This is a genomic window from Thalassovita sp. (genome assembly GCF_963691685.1).
Classification (GTDB): domain Bacteria; phylum Pseudomonadota; class Alphaproteobacteria; order Rhodobacterales; family Rhodobacteraceae; genus Thalassobius.
Map to the genome: position 1 here is coordinate 3,092,701 of NZ_OY829290.1, position 22,610 is coordinate 3,115,310.

29 protein-coding genes are annotated in these 22,610 nt (G+C 59.3%); 15 read left to right on the top strand and 14 right to left on the bottom strand.

From position 1 onward, the window contains the following. The first annotated feature begins 140 nt into the window (after positions 1-140). Positions 141-1,454, top strand: a complete 1,314-nt coding sequence (gene phaZ / locus ACORLH_RS14835; protein ID WP_321829127.1) for a polyhydroxyalkanoate depolymerase — start codon at positions 141-143, stop codon at positions 1,452-1,454. 62 nt (positions 1,455-1,516) lie between these two features. On the opposite strand, the gene ACORLH_RS14840 is transcribed toward phaZ, so the two are convergent. From ACORLH_RS14840 to ACORLH_RS14865, 6 genes are all read right to left on the bottom strand, one after another. Next, on the bottom strand, positions 1,517-1,756 hold the full coding sequence (locus tag ACORLH_RS14840; RefSeq protein WP_321829128.1) for a hypothetical protein: 240 nt from the start codon (positions 1,754-1,756) through the stop codon (positions 1,517-1,519). Positions 1,757-1,796: 40 nt separating this feature from the next. After that, entirely contained in the window at positions 1,797-2,513 is a 717-nt protein-coding gene (locus ACORLH_RS14845) for an alpha/beta fold hydrolase (RefSeq protein ID WP_321829129.1), read from the bottom strand. A 176-nt stretch (positions 2,514-2,689) separates the two neighbouring features. Then, positions 2,690-3,154: a VOC family protein gene (locus ACORLH_RS14850; protein WP_420719829.1), complete on the bottom strand. Its 465-nt coding sequence runs from the start codon at positions 3,152-3,154 to the stop codon at positions 2,690-2,692. A gap of 63 nt (positions 3,155-3,217) precedes the next feature. After that, entirely contained in the window at positions 3,218-4,189 is a 972-nt protein-coding gene (locus ACORLH_RS14855; protein WP_321829131.1) for an alpha/beta hydrolase, read from the bottom strand. Continuing rightward, positions 4,186-4,929, bottom strand: coding sequence for an alpha/beta hydrolase (locus ACORLH_RS14860; protein ID WP_321829132.1), 744 nt, complete (start codon positions 4,927-4,929; stop codon positions 4,186-4,188). The genes ACORLH_RS14855 and ACORLH_RS14860 overlap by 4 nt, the downstream gene beginning before the upstream one ends. Positions 4,930-5,147: 218 nt before the next feature. Next, a complete protein-coding gene (locus ACORLH_RS14865) occupies positions 5,148-5,612 on the bottom strand; it encodes an Lrp/AsnC family transcriptional regulator (protein ID WP_321829133.1) in 465 nt (154 codons plus the stop codon). A gap of 192 nt (positions 5,613-5,804) precedes the next feature. Here ACORLH_RS14865 and ACORLH_RS14870 point away from each other — a divergent pair, with 192 nt between their 5' ends. The 6 genes from ACORLH_RS14870 to ACORLH_RS14895 all read left to right on the top strand — a co-directional run bounded on the left by ACORLH_RS14870 (position 5,805) and on the right by ACORLH_RS14895 (position 11,746). Continuing rightward, the gene (locus tag ACORLH_RS14870; protein ID WP_321829134.1) at positions 5,805-6,686 is read left to right on the top strand and encodes a branched-chain amino acid aminotransferase; all 882 of its coding nucleotides are present in this window, start codon (positions 5,805-5,807) and stop codon (positions 6,684-6,686) included. A 214-nt stretch (positions 6,687-6,900) separates the two neighbouring features. Beyond that, positions 6,901-8,847, top strand: a complete 1,947-nt coding sequence (gene thrS, locus ACORLH_RS14875; RefSeq protein WP_321829135.1) for a threonine--tRNA ligase — start codon at positions 6,901-6,903, stop codon at positions 8,845-8,847. Between the two features lie 216 nt (positions 8,848-9,063). Continuing rightward, positions 9,064-9,372, top strand: a complete 309-nt coding sequence (locus ACORLH_RS14880) for a DUF2282 domain-containing protein (protein ID WP_321829136.1) — start codon at positions 9,064-9,066, stop codon at positions 9,370-9,372. 195 nt (positions 9,373-9,567) lie between these two features. Next, complete coding sequence (locus ACORLH_RS14885) at positions 9,568-10,428, top strand: DUF692 domain-containing protein (RefSeq protein ID WP_321829137.1); 861 nt, start codon at positions 9,568-9,570, stop codon at positions 10,426-10,428. Further along, positions 10,425-11,168, top strand: coding sequence for a DNA-binding domain-containing protein (locus ACORLH_RS14890; RefSeq protein WP_321829138.1), 744 nt, complete (start codon positions 10,425-10,427; stop codon positions 11,166-11,168). Before ACORLH_RS14885 ends, ACORLH_RS14890 begins: the two co-directional genes overlap by 4 nt. Further along, positions 11,165-11,746 carry a DoxX family protein gene (locus tag ACORLH_RS14895; RefSeq protein ID WP_321829139.1) on the top strand — a complete coding sequence of 194 codons (582 nt, stop codon included), beginning with the start codon at positions 11,165-11,167 and terminating at the stop codon, positions 11,744-11,746. Before ACORLH_RS14890 ends, ACORLH_RS14895 begins: the two co-directional genes overlap by 4 nt. Here ACORLH_RS14895 and ACORLH_RS14900 read toward each other — a convergent pair. Both ACORLH_RS14900 and ACORLH_RS14905 read right to left on the bottom strand, forming a co-directional pair. After that, positions 11,703-12,071: a hypothetical protein gene (locus ACORLH_RS14900; RefSeq protein WP_321829140.1), complete on the bottom strand. Its 369-nt coding sequence runs from the start codon at positions 12,069-12,071 to the stop codon at positions 11,703-11,705. The genes ACORLH_RS14895 and ACORLH_RS14900 overlap by 44 nt on opposite strands. Before the next feature lie 111 nt (positions 12,072-12,182). Further along, positions 12,183-12,503: an arsenate reductase family protein gene (locus ACORLH_RS14905; RefSeq protein ID WP_321829141.1), complete on the bottom strand. Its 321-nt coding sequence runs from the start codon at positions 12,501-12,503 to the stop codon at positions 12,183-12,185. Between the two features lie 228 nt (positions 12,504-12,731). Between ACORLH_RS14905 and ACORLH_RS14910 the strand changes: the two genes are divergently transcribed. Beyond that, positions 12,732-12,938, top strand: coding sequence for a cold-shock protein (locus tag ACORLH_RS14910; RefSeq protein WP_058241742.1), 207 nt, complete (start codon positions 12,732-12,734; stop codon positions 12,936-12,938). A 39-nt stretch (positions 12,939-12,977) separates the two neighbouring features. Here the strand turns inward: ACORLH_RS14910 and ACORLH_RS14915 are convergent, their stop codons facing one another. Together ACORLH_RS14915 and ACORLH_RS14920 are read right to left on the bottom strand one after the other, a co-directional pair. Continuing rightward, on the bottom strand, positions 12,978-13,271 hold the full coding sequence (locus tag ACORLH_RS14915) for a hypothetical protein (RefSeq protein WP_321829142.1): 294 nt from the start codon (positions 13,269-13,271) through the stop codon (positions 12,978-12,980). 228 nt (positions 13,272-13,499) lie between these two features. Beyond that, positions 13,500-13,811, bottom strand: a complete 312-nt coding sequence (locus tag ACORLH_RS14920; protein WP_321829143.1) for an HPF/RaiA family ribosome-associated protein — start codon at positions 13,809-13,811, stop codon at positions 13,500-13,502. A gap of 194 nt (positions 13,812-14,005) precedes the next feature. On the opposite strand from ACORLH_RS14920, the gene ACORLH_RS14925 reads away from it, so the two are divergent. After that, positions 14,006-14,302 carry a hypothetical protein gene (locus ACORLH_RS14925; protein ID WP_321829144.1) on the top strand — a complete coding sequence of 99 codons (297 nt, stop codon included), beginning with the start codon at positions 14,006-14,008 and terminating at the stop codon, positions 14,300-14,302. Positions 14,303-14,523: 221 nt separating this feature from the next. Here ACORLH_RS14925 and thyX read toward each other — a convergent pair whose 3' ends face one another. Further along, entirely contained in the window at positions 14,524-15,432 is a 909-nt protein-coding gene (gene thyX, locus ACORLH_RS14930; RefSeq protein ID WP_058241746.1) for an FAD-dependent thymidylate synthase, read from the bottom strand. A gap of 224 nt (positions 15,433-15,656) precedes the next feature. Between thyX and ACORLH_RS14935 the strand changes: the two genes are divergently transcribed. From ACORLH_RS14935 to ACORLH_RS14955, 5 genes are read left to right on the top strand one after another with little or no spacing between them, the layout of a single operon-like run. Further along, on the top strand, positions 15,657-16,583 hold the full coding sequence (locus ACORLH_RS14935) for a hypothetical protein (RefSeq protein WP_321829145.1): 927 nt from the start codon (positions 15,657-15,659) through the stop codon (positions 16,581-16,583). 46 nt (positions 16,584-16,629) lie between these two features. Further along, positions 16,630-17,961: a tetratricopeptide repeat protein gene (locus ACORLH_RS14940; RefSeq protein ID WP_321829146.1), complete on the top strand. Its 1,332-nt coding sequence runs from the start codon at positions 16,630-16,632 to the stop codon at positions 17,959-17,961. Positions 17,962-17,994: 33 nt separating this feature from the next. Beyond that, entirely contained in the window at positions 17,995-18,423 is a 429-nt protein-coding gene (locus ACORLH_RS14945; protein ID WP_321829147.1) for a VOC family protein, read from the top strand. Between the two features lie 5 nt (positions 18,424-18,428). After that, positions 18,429-19,118, top strand: a complete 690-nt coding sequence (locus ACORLH_RS14950) for a DUF1194 domain-containing protein (protein WP_321829148.1) — start codon at positions 18,429-18,431, stop codon at positions 19,116-19,118. Further along, the gene (locus tag ACORLH_RS14955; RefSeq protein WP_321829149.1) at positions 19,115-19,891 is read left to right on the top strand and encodes a DUF1194 domain-containing protein; all 777 of its coding nucleotides are present in this window, start codon (positions 19,115-19,117) and stop codon (positions 19,889-19,891) included. The genes ACORLH_RS14950 and ACORLH_RS14955 overlap by 4 nt, the downstream gene beginning before the upstream one ends. Here the strand turns inward: ACORLH_RS14955 and ACORLH_RS14960 are convergent. The 3 genes from ACORLH_RS14960 to ACORLH_RS14970 all read right to left on the bottom strand — a co-directional run bounded on the left by ACORLH_RS14960 (position 19,885) and on the right by ACORLH_RS14970 (position 21,179). Continuing rightward, positions 19,885-20,382 (bottom strand): MarR family winged helix-turn-helix transcriptional regulator, encoded by a 498-nt coding sequence (locus ACORLH_RS14960; protein ID WP_058241752.1) that lies wholly within the window; start codon positions 20,380-20,382, stop codon positions 19,885-19,887. The two genes, ACORLH_RS14955 and ACORLH_RS14960, sit on opposite strands and share 7 nt — an antisense overlap. 123 nt (positions 20,383-20,505) lie before the next feature. Continuing rightward, positions 20,506-20,766, bottom strand: a complete 261-nt coding sequence (locus tag ACORLH_RS14965; protein ID WP_058241753.1) for a succinate dehydrogenase assembly factor 2 — start codon at positions 20,764-20,766, stop codon at positions 20,506-20,508. A 5-nt stretch (positions 20,767-20,771) separates the two neighbouring features. Continuing rightward, complete coding sequence (locus ACORLH_RS14970) at positions 20,772-21,179, bottom strand: helix-turn-helix domain-containing protein (protein WP_321832833.1); 408 nt, start codon at positions 21,177-21,179, stop codon at positions 20,772-20,774. A 159-nt stretch (positions 21,180-21,338) separates the two neighbouring features. Between ACORLH_RS14970 and ACORLH_RS14975 the strand changes: the two genes are divergently transcribed. Next, positions 21,339-22,541, top strand: a complete 1,203-nt coding sequence (locus tag ACORLH_RS14975; RefSeq protein ID WP_321829150.1) for a pyridoxal phosphate-dependent aminotransferase — start codon at positions 21,339-21,341, stop codon at positions 22,539-22,541. The last annotated feature ends 69 nt before the right edge of the window (positions 22,542-22,610 follow it).

Here is a 22,610-nt window from a genome sequence, read left to right on the forward strand (position 1 = left end):
TAACGAATCCCCCTTAACTTCGCTGCTATGCAGCATTTAATGTTCGCTGAAAATGTGTCGTTGTTATAAACATCCGCAGGGTTGGGATAACGACCACAGGCATCGGGGAAACCCGCACCGGACCAGCTAAGGAGACGCGCATGCGCTACATGGCCACGTACGATCTTATGGAAACTTTCCGTAATACGAACCAATGGCTTGGTGCCTCCGCCTTGTCCCTCGCATCTTATCCGGTTTTTGCCATGGTGCCAAATCCCGCCCTCCAATGGATGGCAGCTTGGGGCGAAGTCACCGAGAGGACATTTCAGCGCATGGTGACCAAGCCCGACTGGGGCATCCATTCGTTCACCTGTGATGACGGCAAGGACCATCTGGTCAATATTGAGACCGTAGTTGAGGGCGATTTTGGCGATCTGATCCATTTTCAGGTCATGGGCCGGGACACCAAACCGCGCAAAGTTCTGCTGGTCGCGCCGATGTCCGGCCACTACGCCACGTTGCTGCGCTCCACCGTGATCTCCCTGCTGCCTGACTGTGAGGTCTATATCACCGATTGGCACAATGCGCGTGATATCCCGGTTTCGGCCGGTAAGTTCGATATTGAGGATTATACCCTCTATCTTGTTGATTATATGCGCCATTTGGGCCCAGACACCCATGTGATCGCAGTCTGCCAGCCAGCACCGCTGACGCTGGCCGCCACCGCCTATCTGGCCGGTGAGGAACCCGAGGCACAGCCGCGCTCACTGACCCTGATCGGCGGCCCGATTGACCCGGACGCCACCCCGACCGATGTGACAGATTTCGGCAACCGCGTCACCATGGGCCAGCTGGAGGAAACGATGATCCAGCGCGTGGGCTTCAAGTACAAAGGTGTGGGCCGCATGGTCTACCCCGGCCTGCTGCAGCTGGCCTCGTTCATGTCGATGAACGGCGAGCGGCACTCCAAAGCATTTTCCGATCAGATTCAACGCGTTATGAAGGGCGAAGCCTCAGACCATGACGCCCACAACCGCTTCTACGATGAATACCTGGCGGTGATGGATATGACGGCAGAGTTCTACCTCTCGACGGTCGAGCGGATCTTCAAAAACTGCGAAATCGCCAAAAACGAATTCACCATCGAAGGCAAACACGTCGACATCGGCAAGATCACAACGGTGGCGGTGAAAACCGTTGAAGGGGCAAATGACGATATCTCCGCGCCCGGCCAATGTGTTGCGGCGCTGGATCTATGCACCGGTCTGCCGGATGAGAAAAAAGCCAGCCATGTGGAACCTGGTGCAGGTCACTACGGAATCTTTGCCGGCAAGAGCTGGCGGAACAACATCCGACCGCTGGTGCTGGAGTTTATTGATGCAAATGCCGGCCCAAAACCGGGTGGCGGTGCGAAAAAGAAAAAGGCAGCTGCGCAAAAATCAGGCAAGGCGCCCGCGCACAAGGCAGCCAAGTAACGCCTCAAGGCCTAGGTTTAACCGAATTGCATCAAGACCAGTCTGCGCTGGCCTTTTGCATGTTACTCTTTGTCATCCCAGACCTTTTGGCGCAGCCAGGACCAGACCGGTTGAATATCCAACATGGCAATCGCCACCCCCAGTGGCAGCATCCAAAAGCCAACAACCGGTAAAAACCCAACCACCCCGCAGGCCATCAAAAACAGCCCCAGGATCAGGCGCACCCCGGGGGGAACGTTCATACGCACCCAATGGCGAAACGCTTCGAATCTGTCCCGCCAGGTTTTCGGATCGTCAGCCAAAGCGTTCCCTTCCGGCGTATTGGTTTGTCACACGGCCCTTTTACGCCGTCAGAACAAAGGGTTGTCCCATCCAGCTGCGCAGCGCATCGGTCACCTGTTCAGGTTGCTCCCAGGTTGGCAGGTGCCCTGCCCTTTCGATGATGCGCAACTCCGCATAGGGGATCAACTCTGCCATAAACTGGTGCCGTTTCACCGGGGTCAAGCCATCCTCAGCCCCGCACATGACCAAAGCCGGACATTTACAGCGCCGCAGCGCGGATTGCAGATCACGCCGCCGCTGCAGGGCGCGCGACTGGCGAATAAACACCTCAGCGCCTTGATCAGCGGCCATCGCATAAAACCGGTTGAGCACCGTCATCCGGTCAGGCCCCTGCGCCAAAAACTCAGGCCGCATCATTTCACGCAACACATCGTCCAACCGACCCGAGCGCGCGGCGATGATCCAGGGTTCATAGATCGTTGCGGACTGCGGTGTTTCCGCCAGCGGGTTCGTATCCAGCAGAGCAATACGGCTGACCCGATCCGGCGCGCGCCGCAAAATCTCCATCGCGACGATGCCGCCCATGGACAGCCCGACCAGCGCAAACTTTTCCGGCAGTTGCGCCAACAAACCCTGCGCAATCGTCTCAATACTGTCGCCAACAGTAATAGGCGCAACAGTGACTGCACGCTCACGTCCCAGGGTCGTGATCTGAGGTTCAAAAATGCGTGCATCGCACATCATACCCGGCAGGAAAACGATCGGTTCAAGCGTCATAAGAAACCAAGATTTTCATCATCTTTCCCAAGTGTTACGCATGCACATCTCGTCACGCACACTTAGCCTGCGCCGACACCTTGCTGCTGTCAATGGCGCAATAAGTGCCACGCGTTACACCTTGCCTCTTCCGGGTGAATGACACCTGTCGGGCCTCGGGAGCCTTAGTTGCACCATCATCCATTCTGATGCCCGTTCCAACAGAACGCGCCTTCTGGAGACAGTGCTGAGAAGGGGTTATGCGCAACCTCCCATAGGTGGCCCTCAGGATCAGCAAAATACCCGTGATATCCGCCCCAAAACACCTCAGCCGGTTCTTTTACTATTCTCGCGCCCGCTGTCTTCGCCGCCGCGATCACGTGATCTACCTCTGCCCGGTCGCGTGTATTGTAGCCCAACGTGATCGCGCCATAGCGCGGGTCATTCGGGCCAACGTGCGCAGGATGTAGTTGCCCCTCATTTACGCCCAAATCTTCTGCCAGCGCGGCTAAAGGATAAAGACCAAGCACCTGCGACAACAGATCAAAAGCAACTATACCCTCCTGTGTTTGCACCCGGCGCCAGCCGAGCTTTTCATAAAATTCCGTTTGTGTTTCAACGTTCTGACAGCCGAGTGTGACCAAAGAAATTCGCTGTTCCACAACATCCTCCAATTCAAAATACACAAAGAACATTAAGGGAACATTAATGATTCGGCGATAGGTTCAATTCAAGGTCAGCGCCCAGTTGATCAGGGCGTCTGTGACCGCGGGCGTTGCATCGGGGCTCATGATGTCACCGGCAATCACATGACGATCCGGATCGTCCTGCGGGCCGGGTTTGGGATGAAAAACTGACACGGGACCGCCCCAACGGGCGGTAACTTCTGCGGTGCGATCCGCCCGAACCACCTGGTCATCCGGGTGGAATATAAACAACGCCGGCGTTGCGATATCCGCGTGATCCACCTGCCAGGCCGCGCGGGTCACCGCAGCCATCGGGAAGACTGCAGTGGTGGGATACTGTGTCGTCCAATCCGCTGCATGCGCGTCATTTCGGGGTGTAAACCCGCGCTCGTGCCCGGCCAAGACCGGCAACCAATGGCGCGCGGCTGGCCAAGTTAAAAGAGGAGCGGCGGCGTTATTCACGCCGAAGTTTGGTGAGATAAACGCCGCAGCCGCCAAAGAGTGAGAATGCACCGGATCAGCCGCAATCAAGGTTGCCAAGCTGCCCCCGGTCGATGTGGAAAGGAGGAGAACCTTTGACCCAATGCGACGCCCGATGGCCATCGCTTCTTGTATGTCATAGATCCACTGATCCGCCCGTGCCGCGCCCAGCGCTGCACCATCGCGGCCATGACCACGCAACCGGGTGTAGTAGAGATTTGCGCCAAGCGCCTGCGCTAGCGTTTCGGGAATTGGCTGAACCTCCACAGCGGAGGCCGAAAACCCATGCACGTAGACAATGGCCCAAGGCGTCTGCTGCTCTGGCGCAGCAGCCCAGATCACCCGTTTTCCTGCGCCGGGACGGATCCCGTCAACCTGGGCTTCGCTCGCCTCCAAATAGGTATCAACACCGTTATCCAAAACGCTGGCATCAAATGCGCGCTCCGGTGAGAGCGACTCGTAAGGTCCAAACACCCATAGAGCCGCCACAACTGCGGCGGCCCCGATCAGATATTTTGCGCCGCGTTTCACTGGCCGCCGTTCAACACGTCTGCGACCGAGGTCTCAATCAGCGTCAGGCATTCTGGCGTCGAAAACCGGTGGTCCGCCCCTTTGACAAGCGTGAGGCGCATGTCGTCGCCACTGGCGTGGTCCAACAGTTTGATCGCAGTTTCGGTGGAAACGGCACTGTCGTCCGTGCCTTGCAGGAATCGCACTGGGAACGGCAATTCAAGCGGCGCGCGTAGCACCAGCCGATCACGACCTTCTTCGATCAACCGTTTCGAAATGATGTAGTCCTCATCGTAGTCGGACGGCAGGGTGACAAAGCCTTGGCTTTCCAACATCGCTTTCTGCTCATCCGTGAAACTGGCCCAATAGCCGTCCTCAGTGAAATCCGGCGCCGCGGCGATTGTGACCATACCTGCCAGCCGTTCCGGCCGGGCGCGCGCCAGCAGGAGAGCCTGCCAACCGCCCATCGAACTGCCCACCACCACAATCGGCCCGTCGATCAGCTGATCGATCACGGCCAATGTGTCCTCGTGCCAATCCCCGATGGCGCCGTCCTGAAACCGCCCTGAACTTGCGCCGTGACCTGAATAGTCAAACCGTAGAAAGGCCTGACCTCGGGCTTCGGCCCAGGCCTCCAGATGGGCGGCTTTTGTGCCTTCCATGTCGGACTTCAGTCCCGAACAGAACACCACTGTCGGGCCAGTGCCGGGGGTGTGGTGATAGGCGATCTTGCGGCCCTGTTCGGTTTCGAGAATTTGCATAGTGGTCTCCAAGTCTTTGGCAGCCAAGATAGTCTGATCGCCCCCTATGGGAAGCGGTTTCTGCGCCATTGACCCAACGATGTACTAAGCAGGCCGTGCGCAACGGTGCGTTCTTTTCAGATCCGCTCAAGCTGGCTCCTTCATAGGACTAGCGCGGGGCGACGTGAGGCAACGGTGCTGCATTGTGCAACATCCCACTCAACACCTCTTAACACCCATCAAAACGGAACCGTCGAAACCTCATTTTTGTAGCTGCGCAGCGAGAAGGAGGAGCGGCTCTGACGGATGCCGCTGATCTTATAAAGGCGTTCCCGCAGAAAGGCCTCATAGCCACGGGTGCCGCTGACCACCACTTTGACGAAGATGTCAAACTCACCACTGGTCATGCGCACCTCCAACACTTCGGGGAAGCGGGCAAGCTGACTGCAGACCGCGGCCACTTCAAACCCTTCGTTGCGGTCCAGGGCAAGTTCGATCAACACCGTTTCGGGCGCGCCCAGCGCTTCATGATCTATGCGCGCGCCGTAGCCCTGAATGACCCCACCGGTTTCCAGCTTCTTCACCCGCTGCCAGCATTGCGAGGCGGAGAGGCCTACAGCCTCGGCCAATTGTGCATTGGATTGACGCCCGTCACGGATCAATTCACGCAGGATCCGCAGATCAACCTCCGGCATATTGGACATGATCAACCAAACTTTCTTTTGCAATTTTCGCCAACAGCAAAATAAATATCAACATTTTTGCACATCACAACAAAAGTTGAAAAAGAATTTTGCGCAAACCTGTTAAACTTAATTTAACCGCTGCGCGATAATGTGACCCCCACGGCATTCCTGCCCGCGCGGCCCCCAACCAGCCTGACGAGAGGAGAGCCCATGGCAGTCGGCAAAGGTAAGGTTTACACTTGGTTTGAAGGATCCTGGCAGGACGGCAATACCGCAATTATTCGCGCCGCAGATCATGTGGCCTGGCTGGGCAGCCAGGTGTTTGATGGCGCGCGCGCCTTTGAAGGGGTGATGCCCGATCTGGATCTGCATTGCGCCCGGCTGACCCGTTCAGCCGAAGCATTGGGCATGATCCCCACCACCAGCGGGGAGGAGATTGCAGCTCTGGTACGTGACCGGGTGAAAGCCTTCCCCAAGGAGGCGGAGCTTTATATTCGCCCGATGATGTGGTCGACCGAAAGCGGCGCTGGCGTGATTGATCTGGATCCCGAAAGCACCGCCTTTGCGATCTGCATTGAGGAAATGGCGATGCCGTCGATCGAAGGCTTCAGTCTGACCGTAGCGCCCTATCGCCGCCCTCGCCAGGACATGGCCCTGACCGAGGCCAAGGCCGGGTCGCTTTATGCAAACAATGCCCGCATCATGGCCTACGCCCGCAAACATGGCTATTCCAACGCGCTGTCGCTGGATGTGGATGGCAATGTGGCGGAAACGGCTTCGACCAATGTGTTTCTGATCCGTGACGGCGTGGTCTTCACCCCGGTGCCGACGGGATGTTTCCTGAACGGCTTGACCCGGCAACGGGTGATCGGCCTGCTGCGCGCCGATGGCTATGAGGTGGTGGAAACCACCCTGACGCTGGACGATTTCCGCCAGGCGGATGAGATCTTTGCCACCGGCAACATCGCCAAGGTGATGCCAGTCTCCAAACTGGAGGATCGCGATCTGGGCATTGGTCCTGTCACACTGCGGGCGCGGCAGCTTTACTGGGAGTTTGCCCATAGCGCCCCCGCACAGGTCAGCGCGGCCTAAAGACCGCAGCGCGAAACGCGCAACCTGACTGGCAATCCCGGGCATCTGCCTGAAAACCTGCACCATCCCGAAAGGCCCCGCCATTGGTGGGGCTTTTCTGCATCAGGTGGTTTCCGCCGCTTGACTTACCCCCGGCCCCGCCGCAAAAGAGGCGCACACCATAACCCGCAACCGGGCGTTCCGTGGGCGCCAAACTGACGAGGAGGCCAAAAGAATGGCTCAAGTCTCCCTTACTTTTCCCGATGGCAATGCACGTTCCTACGAGGCAGGCGTAACCGCCGCCGAGGTCGCTGCCGATATCTCCAAATCGCTTGGCAAAAAGGCCATCTCAGCCACTGTGAACGGCGCCCATTGGGACCTGCAGTGGCCGATCAACGATGATGCGCAAATCGCCATCCACACCCTGCAGGATGATGAGCAGGCGCTGGAACTGATCCGCCACGATCTGGCCCATATCATGGCCCGCGCCGTGCAGGAAATCTGGCCCGATGTGAAAGTGACCATCGGCCCGGTTCGCGATCACGGCTGGTTCTATGACTTTGACCGTGAAGAGCCGTTCACGCCCGAAGACCTCGGCGCGATTGAGGCGCGGATGAAGGACATCATTAACGCCCGTGATGCGGTGAAAACCGAGGTCTGGGACCGTGCCCGCGCGATCCAGCATTACACAGACAACAATGAGCCCTTCAAAGTTGAGCTGATCGACCGCATCCCCGAAGGTGAAGACCTGCGGATGTACTGGCACGGCGATTGGCAGGATCTGTGCCGTGGCCCGCACCTGCAGAACACCGGTCAGGTGCCCGCGGATGGTTTCAAGCTGACCCATGTGGCCGGCGCCTACTGGCTGGGCGACAGCGACCGCCCGATGCTGCAGCGGATCTATGGCGTGGCCTTCAAGAACCGCAAGGATCTGAAGGCCCATATGACCATGTTGGAAGAGGCCGCCAAACGCGACCACCGCAAGCTGGGCAAAGAAATGGGTCTGTTCCACATGCAGGAAGAGGCGCCCGGTCAGGTCTTCTGGCACCCGAACGGCTGGCGCATCTACACGACGCTGCAGGACTACATGCGCCGCATGCAGGACAAGGACGGCTATGTGGAGGTGAACACCCCGCAGGTGGTGGACCGCAAGCTGTGGGAAAAATCCGGCCACTGGGACAAGTATCAGGAAAACATGTTCATCGTTGAGGTGGACGAAGATCACGCCCGCGAAAAGGCTGTGAACGCGCTGAAGCCGATGAACTGTCCCTGCCATGTTCAGGTGTTCAATCAGGGCCTGAAGTCCTACCGCGACCTGCCGCTGCGCATGGCCGAGTTCGGCTCCTGTGCGCGTTATGAACCCTCGGGGGCGCTGCATGGTATCATGCGGGTGCGCGGCTTTACCCAGGACGATGGTCACATCTTCTGCGCTGAGGATCAGATCACCGCGGAAACGGCCAAGTTCATCGCCTTCCTGTCCAAGGTCTATGCCGACCTCGGCTTCCACAACTGGACCATCAAACTGTCGACCCGTCCTGAAAAGCGGATCGGCAGCGATGAAACCTGGGACAATATGGAACAGGCGCTGGGTGATGCCTGTAAGGCTGCGGGTTATGACTTTGAGGTTCTGGAGGGCGAAGGTGCCTTCTACGGTCCCAAGCTGGAGTTCACCCTGACCGACGCCATCGGCCGGAATTGGCAGTGTGGCACGCTACAGGTGGATGCCAACCTGCCCGAACGGCTGGAGGCCAGCTTCATCGGTGCGGATGGGGACAAACACCGCCCGGTCATGCTGCACCGTGCCTGCCTGGGCTCCTTTGAACGGTTCATCGGCATTCTGATCGAAGAACACGCCGGCAAGCTGCCGTTCTGGCTGGCCCCGCGTCAGGTGGTTGTGGCGGCGATCGTTTCGGATTGTGATGACTACTGTCTGGAAGTTGTCGAAAAGCTGCGCGCGGCCGGCATCCGCGCCGAGGCTGATCTGCGCAACGAGAAGATCAACTATAAGGTCCGTGAACACAGCCTGGGCAAAGTGCCGGTCATTCTGGCCTGCGGCATGAAAGAGGTTGAAGAGCGCACCGTTTCGACCCGCCGGTTGGGTGAAAAACAGACCAAGGTCCAGACCTTGGACGAGATTGTTACACAGCTGACGAAAGAGGCGACTCCGCCCGATCTTCTGTAACATTCCAGCGCTGGAATCTTGCGGCCCGTGACGGAAACCCCGTTGCGGGCCGTTTTTATTGAAAAAATCCCGGCTTTTTCGGCCAAAATCTTCACGCTCGCACACGCACCCGTGATGCACAGGCTCGTGAGTGGCGTGTCAGACCGCCGCACGGTTACCTTTTCCCTGTCGCCGATGAAGGCTGACCTGAAATTAAAACCGAAAGGGAAGAGAGAAATGTCCGATACCACCATCAAGACCCTGGCCGTCGCTGGCGCAGTTGCAGCAGCCCTGACCGCAACCACCTCCACCGTGGCCCACGCGATGGAAAAAGAGAAGTGCTACGGCGTTTCGCTGGCCGGTAAGAACGACTGTGCCGCTGGCCCCGGCACCACCTGCGCCGGCACCTCGATCGTTGACTACCAGGGCAACGCCTGGACCCTGGTTGACGCAGGCACCTGCATGGACATCGAACTGCCCGCAATGGCAGACGGCAAAGCCCGCAAAGGTTCGCTGGAAGAGCTGGACCGCGACCTGCCGGCATAAGGCATAGGCAGTATCCCTCTGCCGAAGCAGGGGGCCTGCACCGCCCCCTGTTTTCCCCGCCCAAGCTATCCCCAGAATGGGCGGGGCATTTTTTAAGAGTATCTATGGTAAGCTGGTTCCGTCCTGTTGTCCGGCGGGACCAGCACTTGGCTTTTAGGCCGCTAATTTGCGCCCAATCTCTCGCGGAGCATTTGCATGTTTGATCAGTCCAACCACCTCCCTGCCCTGCCCGGCGTCGGCTATAAGCCACAGCATTACAGTGACTTGCTGGCAGATCCTGCGCCTGTGGGCTGGTTGGAAATCCATGCGGAAAACTACATGGGCGCAGGCGGGCGCCCCATCGCGCAGCTGAAATACCTGGCGGAACGATTCCCCATCTCGGTGCATGGCGTCGGCCTGTCGATCGGTGGTGAGGGCGATCTGGATCCTGGCCATCTGGCGCGGCTGAAACACCTCTGTGACTGGCTGAACCCTGCCAGCTTCTCCGAACATCTGGCCTGGTCCACCCACGAAAGCGCTTTTCTGAACGACCTGTTGCCCCTGCCCTATACCGAGGCGACGCTGAACCGCGTTTGCGCCCATATCGACCAGCTGCAGGATGTGATTGGCCGCCGGATGCTGCTGGAAAACCCCTCCTCCTATCTGGCGTTTGATGAATCGACCTATGAGGAGCCTGCCTTTCTGGCTGAGGTCAGCAAGCGCACCGGCTGCGGGCTGCTGCTGGATGTGAACAACATCTTCGTCTCTGCCACCAATCTGAACTATGACCCACGCGCCTATATTGATGCCTTCCCCCTTGATAAGGTTGGTGAAATCCATCTGGGTGGCCATGATGAGGACGAAGATGATCACGGCGCGCCGCTGCTGATCGACAGCCACGGCCGTGAAGTGGCCGATCCGGTTTGGACGCTGTTGGATTACACGCTGGCCCGCTCCGGCCCGCTGCCGACGCTGATTGAATGGGACACCGATGTGCCCGAATGGCCGCTGCTGGCGGCAGAGGCGCGGCGTGCGGAAACCGCGCTGGCCCAGTTGGACAGCAAGGTGACCGCATGAGCCAAACCGCCTTCAACGCCGCCCTGCTGGACCCGACCGCCGACCGCCCCAACGGGCTGTCAGATGCCGGGGGTCGCCCGGCGGGCAAACGGTTCGACGTCTATCGCAACAATGTCACCGTCTCGCTGCGCGAAGCGCTGGAAACCGGTTTTCCCGCCACGGCACGCCTGCTGGGTGAACAGAACTTTAACACGATTGCAACGGGTTACCTACGGGCCAATCCGCCATCCTCGCCTTTGATGATGCTCTATGGCGGGGGCTTCCCGCGCTATATTTCGGCCATTCCCGCGCTGGCCAAACTGGCCTATCTGCGCGATGTGGCGCGGCTGGAATATGCCATGCGGCAAAGCTACCACGCGGAGGATACGCCTGCCTTGGATCCCGCCCGGCTGGCCAGCCTGCCGCCCGAGGCGCTGAACAATGCGCGGCTAACCTTTGCGGCGGCGACACAGCTGGTGCTGACCCCCTGGCCGATCCACGCCATCCGCGCCAAAGCCTTGGGTGAAAGCGGTGAAAACCCGCCGGCCCAAGCCCAGCCCACCCTGGTCACCCGGCCCGAATTTGATCCGATCCTGACGCCGCTGCCGGCCGATCAGGGTGATCTCTGTGGGGCGCTGATGGCCGGCAAAACACTTGCTGAGGCCAGCACATTGCATCCCGCCGCTGACCTGGGTCAGCTGCTTGGCACCCTTTTGGCCACTCAGGCCCTGACTGACATTCACGTGGAGGAGAGAACATGACCGCCCTTCTGAACCGCTATTTCCGCATCGCCGATGGGCTGGACCGGGCCGATTGGCTGCTGCCGACATTCGCCCGTTTCCTCTTTGCCGCCAGCCTGCTGGGCTATTTCTGGGCCTCGGCCAAGACCAAGCTGGGCGATGGGTTTGTTGGATTGTTTTCGCCCTCAACCGGGGCCTATGCGCAGATCTTCCCCAAAGCCTTTGAAGCGGTGGGATATGACAGTTCGCAGTTCGGGATCTTCCACTGGCTGGTGGTGATGGCCGGCACCTATGCCGAGTTCATTCTGCCCGCATTGATTGTGCTGGGCCTGTTCACCCGACTGGCCAGCCTGGGCATGATCGGCTTTGTCGCCGTGCAGTCTCTGACCGATCTTTACGGCCATGGCGGCATCCAGCATATTGAGACGCTGGGCGCCTGGTTTGACCGCCTGCCCGATGGCGTGATCCTGGATCAGCGCGGTTTCTGGATGCTCCTGCTGCTGACGCTGGTCATCAAGGGGGCCGGACCGCTGTCGCTGGACCGGATCCTGACCCTTAGAAATGTGCTTTCGGCGCGTCCGGCTTCCCAGCCGCAATAGCCAGCAGACCGCCCATGCCCGCAAATCCAATCGGGAACATGGTAAAGGCGTTAAAGCCAAAGGCGTGATACATGCCCGCCGCGGAAATCAACATCAGCCCGCCGCCCCACAGCGCGCGGGCTTTTGCCATCGCGCCCCCGGTCAGCGCCAATAGCGGCGCAAAGAAGCTCATCGCGCGAATTAGCCCTGGGTTTTCAAGCTGTTCTTCCAGAACATCGGCCTCGCCCAACCAGGTCATGAACTCGGTATAGCCGAAGCTGAAAAACCCAACGACCATGCCGATCAGACCGGCGATAATCCCCAAAACCAGAGCTGCATTGCGCATTTAGCTGTCTCCTTTGCTGGTCTTCACATGGGCGATCGCCACCGCGATGGCAAGAGGCAAGCCGAGGGGGAGAGGTGACCGCCCTCTCCCCCTTGAAGGCTGCGATACCGGTTACGCCACGCCCAGTGCGGCCTGCACGGCCTTGGTCCAGCCCAGATGCATCTCATCGCTGTCGGTCACAATCAACGGCCGTTTCATCAGCGCCGGATGGGCCGTCAACAGCTCAAGCGGGGCGACCGCGCGCTCCGCCTCACTCAACCCACGCCACGTGGTCGAGCGGGTGTTCAACAAAGCATCCCCAAAGGCCTCATAGGCTTTGGCGCGAATCTCCTCTCCCATTGGTTGAGCGCGGATATCCACCAGCTCCGCCCCGGGCAGCGCTTTGGCCGCCTTGCGGCATGTATCGCAATTTTTCAGTCCGTAAATTCGCATAGTGACCCTCTGTAGCAGTTCAAAATCAGCAATAACCCGTCAATGCGCGCTATTCATCCTTGTTTTGCTTGATTTTTCAAAAAGCGGTGCAATCATCTTAGCCATGGCCGCGGATCATTGGTTCCCGCTTAGTTATTTGAAGACGTCATTGATTAGGAATCCCGTCCCGTCGGCGCTAATGGACCCCGCGTTTTCCGGGGAAGGAACGGAAAGAAGGAGACACGGAACATGCCAACAGGCACCGTGAAATGGTTTAACACCACCAAAGGTTACGGCTTCATCGCACCGGATGATGGCGGCAAAGACATTTTTGTACATATTTCAGCAGTCGAACGATCCGGTCTGACCGGCCTGGCTGATGAACAGAAGGTCAGCTTTGAGCTGATCGATGGCCGGGACGGCCGCCAGATGGCGGGCAGCCTCGCGCTGGTTTAAGCGATCTGGGTGACGGGCAACCGTCACCCCCGCACTTCCCTAGTTGGTAAAGCAGCCTTTCTGACCTTCCGGGCACACCGCACCGGTGGTCATGGATTTGCTGCCGGTCATTTTGCGTGCTTTGCCACTGCCATGGCGCATCATGGCCTGATAGCTGGTGGATTGGTTCGGCACCCCGCAGCAGATCACTCCGTTGATGGTCACCGGCTGTTCGCCGCTGGGGCAGAAATTGGCGACCCCGCTATAGGGAAAAACCCGCGGTTCGGCCTGCGCGGCGGCAGGGGCGCACAGCAGCGCGGCGGCAATCAGTTGAACAATTGTTTTCTGTTTCATGGCGTCCCCCAAAGAAGCCCTGCGGGGATCCTCCCCGCGCAGATCATTGATGAGATATTAATCTTGAATAACGACAGCTTAACCGACGACAGCCAGGAGCACCAAACATAAAAACGGCGTGTGGATTTCCGAAACCGCTGCAGGGGGTGCGCAACCCAACAGCCGAAACGGCAAAAGAAAAGGCCCACCGGTGGAGCGGTGGGCCTCAGCGCGATCTAGGCGTGGGTGTCAGTGTGCGGACAGTTTGCCGAACTCACCTTCCAGCCGCTGGCGCAGTTTTTTGCTGGCCGCTTTGACCGCTTGGGAAATGTCGGTGCCGTCATGGTGCACCGCATAGGGGCGCATGCCTTCGGGGCGTGCCTCAACCGTGGCGCGGATGTCTTCGCCGCCTTTGGGGCCGCGCATATCCTTCACATGAACCTCCACCCGGGTCAGACGGGACGCAATCGGCGCCAGGGTCGCGCTGACCAGCTGTTCGCAGACTTCGGCCAGCCGTTCGTCACCTTGGATGTTGTGGTCTGTGTTGATCTGAATATGCATCAGAGCCTCCTTCTTGTTTTGATAAGAGCCTATGGTGATTCACCTATGGTCGTTTTGATCTGGGACAAGTCCCGTGCCAATTTCTGCGCTGCAGCTCGGCAAAAAGGTGCCGCAGGGTCAGGAGCGCTTGAAAATCAGGGTCGGAATGCAAACATTAATCAGGCACGTCAGCCAGGAAAGAGAGAGCTAACCGCATGATTTGGAATATGTTTCGCAAACTGACCGGCCGGGGATCTGGCACGGGGTCGGGGCCGAAACTGACCATTGTCGGCGCGGATCGCAAACCGGTGCAACGCCCCCGCCCCCGCACCACAGCCCCCCGATTGTCAGGTTTCCCCAAGTTGGGCCGCCGCAACTGCGCCTGGGTGTCTGAGGGGGCAAAAAACGCCAGCTTCACCCGCTACCGTTGCACCACCTGCGGGGTTGAGGCCTTCAGCCGCGATGGCAAAGCCCCGCGGCAATGCAAGCGTGGGGTCGATGGCGGGTTATGATCCGCTGAATTTTCGGCAATCTTAGCGCCCGACACGAAGGGTGGCGCAGAATGCGCCCGCCCTGTGGGGCGGGTCGGGCGCAGCCAAATCAGAGATTTGGCCACAGGGCAATTCCGGGGGGCAGGGAAACTCCGGATCTTTAACGGCAGACTGAGCAAACAGCCTGCCATTTCAATCGATCATATTTCCCTACCGGAAACGGATCGGGAGGGCCTGACGGTTTACCCCTCCAGCACCTCTTCCAGCTCACGCCATTCACGGGCGCTCATGCCGCAGTTTTCTTTGGTGACCTCTTCGCCTTTCAGCATCCGGCGCACGCAGTCCAGCGCCCCGGCGCTCAGCGCTGCGCCGCCCATGCGGTAGTCCTCAAACGCTTTGAAGGCAAAGGGCACCCAATCGGCGACCAGCTTGCAAATCTCATCTGCATAGACGCGGATTTCATACTGCGCGTGGCTGTCCGCCCGCAGACGCAGGAAGTGCAGCAGGTTGTGCAGATCCACCTTCCAGTACCACTGGGTATAGATGTTCGCAGGCAGGTTCATCCGCGCCAGTTCACGCGCCAGCCCCTGTTTGCCCTCATCCGAGATCATCTCTTCATAGTGGTCATAGGAGCGGGCGGCGTCGCCCTTCAGGATTTCCAGCACCCGCTCGGCCTCAGCCCCGGTCAGCGCTTCCCCCCGGCCTTGGTTGTTGATGACGGATTGCGCCGCCAGCTGTTCGGGCTGCGGGATGTAGAACTCACGGTCCAGGATCGAATAGCGGGCCGAATATTCGTTCACATTGGCGGTCCGGTGACGGATCCACTGACGGGCCACAAAGACCGGCAGTTTGACGTGCAGCTTCAGCTCACACATCTCAAACGGGGTCGAGTGCCAGTGCCGCATCAGGTAGCGGATCAGCCCTTCATCGTTCTGCACGGATTTGGTGCCTTTGCCATAAGACACCCGCGCCGCCTGACAGATCGCCGCGTCATCGCCCATATAGTCAATCACACGAACGAAACCGTGATCCAGCACGGGATAGGCTTTGTACAGATGCTCTTCCATCCCCTCGGAGACGGCGCGCAGGGTTTGACGCGGGCTGGCGCGGAGCGCATCGATTTCGGCCTGCTGTTCCGGGGTGATCGGCATCTGGTCCTCCAAATTGCTGCTAAGGCGAGTCGCGAGCCACTATATCTAGCGTTGATGTGATAAAAAACTGCAATATGGGCTTGCATTTTCAGCTTTTCCCTTACTGCAACAGATTGCCGCTTTTTTCCCGCAAGAGGCGCATCAATCGTTGACTTTTGGCCTCTGGCCTCGGATTCTGAAAGCTAACCGGCCAAAAGAGCCGCATTATTCGAGGATTGAGGCAGATGATCCGTTACGCAAGCGCCCTTCTGGCGCCGCTCTTGGTTGTCGCATGCGGCGAAGACCCGGGCGGAACCAACACCGATTTCGGCATGACCCCGAACACCGCAGATGCCACAGTTGCCGGCAACCTGCAGGCGGTGAACTATGATCCGCTCACGGGTGAACTGGTGCTGTCGCTGAACTCGATCCACGGCAACCAGACCAATGTGACCTATGTGCGCCGCGCCGATCTTGATGCGTCGGTTCCGGGGTATGAGGTCTATATGCTGCAGACCACCCCAGCAGATCGCCACTACACCGCTGTCTTTGCCGAAAGCAACGACAACCACGTGATCGCGGGCGCCGTGATGGATGGCGGCAATGACAACCGTTATTACGGCGGCTCCTTCTATGGCCGTCAGGGGCTGGACGTCTATTCGCCCTATACCGAAACCAGCGGTGGCGAAGCGCAGTATTACGGCACCTATGCCGGCGTGACCAACCTGGACAGCAATGGCGATCAGCTGCTGGATCAATCCGGCATCCCCGCCAGCGCTACACCGCCCAGCCAGTCTGACCGGATCACCGGCACCATCCTGCTGAACGCCGACTTTGCCAATGGCGCGGTGGATGCGGAAATCTTCAACAGGACGCTGGTGGATGACGTTCCGGGCATCGGGCCGCTGCCGGACATCGTGTTGACCGAAGGCGCGTTGAGTAATGACGGCACCTTTGTCGGCATCGCCGAATATGAAGGTGTGCCGGATGCGCAGATCGGCAGCTTCGGCGGTATCTTTGGCGGCAACCAGGCAACCTCGGTTGCCGGTACGGTCTACCTTGAAGAATTTGACGGCCCCGCCGGGACAATCACCGGCGAAGCGGAATACGGTGTCTTTGTACTGACCCGCTGCGGCGCCTCGGGTGATGATCCGGTCTGTGCCGGCCTCTAAGTCGATATCCCAGTTCCTCCGGCGACTGATCGCCGGATCCTGTCTGGTGGCCCTGCCTTTTGCGGCGGTGGCCGAAGACCTGCGCCTGTCCGCGGATGCGTCGCGGGCCCTTGCCTTGCAGGCGCTGCAACAAGGCGATCCCGCAACGGCAGCGCAGATTGCCCAAGGTCTGTTGCAACGTGACCCCGATGACGGCATGGCGCATTTCACGCTGGCCCGGGCCTTTCAGCAGATGCGCCAACCCGGCAAGGGCCGCCGCTCTGCACGGCTGGCCTTCCGCCATGCCGGGGGTGAAACGGATAAGTTCCACGCCGCCCAGCTGGCTGCACGTCTGGCTGTGGAGGATAACAGCCCCACTGCGGCCCAGGTCTGGCTGCGCCGGTCACTGTTGCATGTGCCCGATCCCCGGATGCGACCCCGGATTGAGAAAGACTACCGCATCCTGCGCCAGCTCTCCCCCTGGCAGTTTGGCCTCAGCCTGTCCTTTGCGCCCAGCAGCAACCTCAACAACGGGGCAGACAGCCCCTATTCACTGATCGATGGCGTGCCCGTGGTGGGCTACCTCAGTGGCTCCGCCCAGGCGCTCTCGGGCCTGCGGGCCAGCGCCGATGCCAGTGTCAGCTACCGCCTGTCGCAGTCAAAATCACAAGCCACCCGGATGAGCTTCCGCGCCTTTGGGCAGCGCGTCCACCTGTCGGACGAGGCGCGTGAGATCGCCCCGGATGTCAGCAACAGCGATCTGGCCTTCAATTATCTTGAGCTGGGCCTGAACCAACAGCGCAAAGCCCAAAACGGTGGCTGGGCCTTTGGCGCCGCCCTTGGTCAAAGCTGGTCCGGCGGTGAAAAATATCAGCAAAGCAAACGTTTGCATCTCAGCCGCCGCCTACCGGTCGGCGACGCCTCCCTGCTGGGGCTTACCGGTCAGCTGGAACATATCCGCCATGACAGCGGGCTTGCCGATATTCGCGGACTGACGCTGAGCACCCGGCTGTCACATCGCAGTGACACCACCGGTGACTGGCAGGTCAGCCTGAGCCTGAAAACCGAAGACAGCGACAATGCCAATGCCACGCGCAACCGCGTGGACGGGCAAATCAACTGGTCCCCGCGCAAGAGCAAGGCCACCGCAATGATCCACCCGACGCTGTCGCTTGGGGCAAGCTGGCAGCACTATGCGGATTTCACCGTCGGCCTGCCTGTGCCCGGGGGGCGTGAGGATGAAACCCTCTTCGGTCAGGTGGAATTTACCCTGCAAGCGCTTGACTATGGGGGATTTGTACCATCTCTCAGAGTACAGGCGCGCAAAACGGATTCAAACGTCAGCCGATATGATACCCGCGAAACCACCGTGTCATTCGGGATCAAATCGGCCTTCTGAGCCTTTGCCGCGCCCGTAACTGAGGGAGCGCTTATGCATTTGAAATATCTACACACCATGGTTCGGGTGAAGGATCTGGAAAAAAGCCAGGCCTTTTATGAGCTGCTGGGTCTGAAAGAAACCCGCCGTCATGACAGCGAAGCGGGCCGGTTCAGCCTGATCTTCATGGCCCCCGAAGGCCAAGAAGACTGCCCGGTTGAGCTGACCTACAACTGGGATGGCGATGACGCCCTGCCAGATGACAGCCGCCACTTTGGCCATCTGGCCTATGAGGTCGGCAATATTTATGAGATGTGCCAACATCTTATGGACAATGGCGTCACCATCAACCGCCCGCCACGCGATGGCCGTATGGCCTTTGTGCGCTCGCCTGACAACGTCTCGGTGGAGCTGTTGCAGGAAGGTGAGGCGCTGGAACCAGCTGAACCCTGGGCCAGCATGGGCAACACCGGCCACTGGTGAGCCGGATGGGCCGTTTTCTGACAGTGATCATGATGTTGACCGCCGCACCGGCGGCGGCGCTGGACTGTCGGCTGGCCCTTGTTTTGGCGATTGATGTCTCCTCTTCCGTGGACCCGCGGGAGGACACATTGCAACGTCAGGGGCTGGCCGCGGCGCTGCTGGCCCCTGAGGTGCAACAGGCGTTTTTTGTGACACCCCAACCGGTTGCCCTGTCCGCTTTTGAATGGAGCGGGCGCACCAATCAGAAAATCCTGCTGGACTGGACGCTGATCGACAGCCCTTCCAAACTGCTGGGCGCGGCTGAATCGATTGCCTATTCGCAACGCTCCACGGATGAGTTTCCCACCGCGCTTGGCCATGCTGTCAGCTATGGCTGGAAGATGCTGGACCGCGGCCCGCGCTGCCTGTTTTCGACCATTGATGTGGCCGGTGACGGCGAAAATAACGAAGGGTTTGGCCCCCAACACGCCTATCGCGCCTTTGGTTTTGGTGACATCGTGGTCAATGGGCTGGCGATCCTGTCAAAACGCGATCATGAAGATGACAAGGTTGTCGCGCATTATCAAAGCGATGTTCTGCGCGGACCCGGTGCTTTCCTAGAAATCGCCGAAGGGTTTGAAGATTACGAAAGCGCAATGCGACGCAAGTTGGAGCGGGAGCTGCGACCATTGATGATGGGTGAGGTCACCGAGTGAGACGCGGGAAATTCGGCTGGGGCACCCTGTATGCGATGCTGCTGGCAGCAGCAATTGGCACTGTCTCTTCTGCGGCACAGGCGGCCTGCCGGCAGGCGCTGGCCTTGGGTTTGGATGTCTCAGGCTCCGTTGATGCGCAGGAATATCGCCTGCAAATGCAGGGTGTTGCGGGCGCTTTGCAACATCCCGATGTGATCACCGCCCTGCTGGGGCAGCCCGGCGGCCATGTGGAGGTGATGGTGTTTGAATGGTCCGGCCCGCGTGACCAGCATGTGGTTCTGAACTGGCGGGCGCTACGCACCGAGGCTGACATCGCCGCCGCGGCAGAGGTGCTGCGCGGCGCAGCGCGGGTGGGCGGCGATCCCTCAACCGCATTGGGGGCGGCAGCGCTGATGGGGGCCGAGGCCTTGCAGCAGCGTGATTGCACCCGGCGGGTTCTGGATCTGTCCGGCGACGGGGTTGCCAACACCGGCCCCCTGCCCCAATCGGTGCGGCGTAATCCGCTCTTGCAGGGCATTACGGTCAATGCATTGGTTATCCCCGATCCAAATGCACAGCCCGGCGCAAAGTCCTCCAGCCGCCATCCAACCGACCCTGAGGGGTTGGTCAGCTATTTTCAGGCCAATGTGCTACATGGGCCAGATGCCTTTGCGGAGATGGCGTTGGGGTTTGAAAACTATCAGGCGGCCATGACCCGCAAGCTGATCCGTGAACTGTATGGGATGGAACTGGTCCTTGGCCCAAAGGCCAGCCTGCGTATCGCTGGTCAGTAGATGTAGCGGATCTGATCCGTCCAATAACGTTCCACCCGACGCAGCGAATTGGTGATCTCAACAATGCCGTCGGGGCCCAGCACCCCTTTGGATTGCAGCCCCTCGGCATGGCGGGAAAACAGCGCCGCCACCACATCACGGATATTGCGCCCCTTCGGGGTCAGGCGCACCCGGACCGAACGGCGATCAATCGCACAGCGCTGATGGTGCATATAGCCCATCTCCACCAGTTTTTTCAGGTTATAGCTGACGTTGCTGCCCTGATAATATCCGCGGGTTTTCAACTCCCCAGCGGTGACCTCATGATCGCCAATATTAAACAGCAACAGCGCCTGCACTGCGTTGATTTCCAGCACGCCAATGCGTTCAAATTCATCTTTGATCACATCCAGCAGCAACCGATGCAGCCGTTCAACCAGCGCCAATGCATCCAAATAGCTGCTCATAAAGGCGGCGTGATCACCAGTTTTTAAAGGGTCGTGAAGGCTCATCACCGTCTCCATCCGATCTAAATCGAAAGAGAGACTGCGCAAAAAGTCCCAATATTAGGTTAAGTCAAAACCCTATATGACTAAAATGCGATTTAAACTCGCTGAACCAGCCCTGTCGGCGCTTCAGGCGCCGGTGGCCACGGCGCGGATGTCGGCGATTTGGTCGCGCAGATCTTCGGGGGCGTCCTGCTGGCCTGAGACCCACTGGTACAGGTCCTGATCGTTTTCGCTGAGCAGCGCGTCATAGGCATCAAGGGCGGCGTCATCCATCGCCTCCAGCCGGGCGGCGGCATAGCGCATCAGGATGATGTCCATTTCCTTGATCCCGCGCCGCATGGAGCGCATCTGCAAACGTTTCAGACGGTTTTCGCGGGTCTCAGCCATATCCCTCAGGAGCCTTTCAATTTCAGCCGCAGCTGCTTTTCCAATCGCCCCAGCCGATCCGCCGATGCGGTCATCTGCATCTTGAGATCCCGCAGTTCCGTCAGCAGATCAGAGATGTCCGGATCCATGCCGCTGGGGTCTGCGGGTTCGGTAACGCCCTCCCCTTCGCCCGTCAACAGCCAGCGGATCGAGACATTCAAAAGACCGGCAATCATATTCAGCTTGTTGGCGCGCGGCTCGGACAGGTCATATTCCCAGCCCTGCAGGGTCTTCAGCTTGACGCCCAGGCGTTTGGCCAGCTGGCGCTGTTCCATACCGGCCTGTTCCCGCGCTGCCGCCAGACGATCGCCAAAGGTCGCCATATCCGGGCCGTACCAGTCAAAGTCCTGTTCCTCGGCAGGGGCATCCGCCATTTCGGGCAGCAGGTCATCTAACCCGGCTGTGTCTTTCTGATCCTGCTTATCCTGCATAAATATCCTTTCTGCCGAAGGTTCTTGATCGGCACTGCGCCTCAACCTAAGACATGATCCTGTTAAATAACAACCACCCTACTACCGCATTGAGGTCACCCGATGTCTTTCCTGTCCGAGACACTTGCCCGCGTAAAACCGTCGCCCACCATCGCCGTCAGCAATCTGGCCGCAGAACTGAAGGCGCAGGGCCGCGATGTGATCGGCCTCTCCGCAGGGGAGCCGGACTTCGACACGCCCGAACATATCCGCGCCGCCGGGATCGCTGCAATCAATGAGGGCCACACCCGGTATACGGCGGTGGATGGCATTCCGGATCTAAAAGAAGCGATCTGTGCCAAGTTCAAACGTGACAACGGGCTGGAGTATACCCCCAAGCAGGTCACCGTTGGCACCGGCGGCAAGCAGGTGCTGTACAATGCGCTGATGGCCACGCTGAACCCCGAGGATGAGGTGATCATCCCGGCCCCCTATTGGGTCAGCTATCCCGATATGGTGCTGCTGGCGGGGGGCACGCCGGTGTTCATTGAGGCGCAGCTGGAAAACGACTTCAAGATCACGCCGGAGCAGCTTGAGGCTTCGATCACCGGCAACACCAAGTGGTTCCTGTTCAACTCACCCTCAAACCCAACCGGTGCAGGCTACAGCCGCGAGGAGCTGAAAGCGCTGACAGATGTGTTGCTGCGCCATCCGCATGTGTGGATCCTCAGCGACGATATGTATGAACATCTGGCCTATGATGATTTTGAGTTCTGCACCCCGGCGGAGATTGAGCCGCAGCTTTATGACCGCACCCTGACAGTCAACGGTGTGTCCAAGGCCTATGCCATGACCGGCTGGCGCATTGGCTATGCTGCCGGTCCAGAGCCGCTGATTGCTGCGATCCGCAAGGTGCAGTCGCAATCGACCTCAAACCCCTGTTCCGTCAGCCAGAAGGCCGCCGTGGCCGCGCTGAACGGCACCCAGGAGTTCCTGGCGCCCAACAATGAGATGTTTGTGCGCCGCCGCAACCTGGTGGTTGATATGCTGAGCGCCATTGACGGCATTACCTGCCCGGTGCCGGATGGGGCGTTTTACGTCTACCCCTCGATTGCCGGGATCATTGGCAAGACAACACCGGGTGGGGTCGAGATCACCTCGGATGAGGTGTTTGCCACCGAACTGCTGAATGACACCGGTGTTGCCGTGGTCTTTGGCGCTGCTTTCGGGCTTTCGCCCAATTTCCGCGTCAGCTACGCTACCTCAGACGCCTTGCTGACCGAGGCCTGCAGTCGCATTCAGGCGTTCTGCGCCAAGCTCAGCTAAGCATCTTCCCCGTTTCGCGCCCACGTGGGGCGGGGTGTATTGAGTATTTATGGAACATTGAAAGAGGCC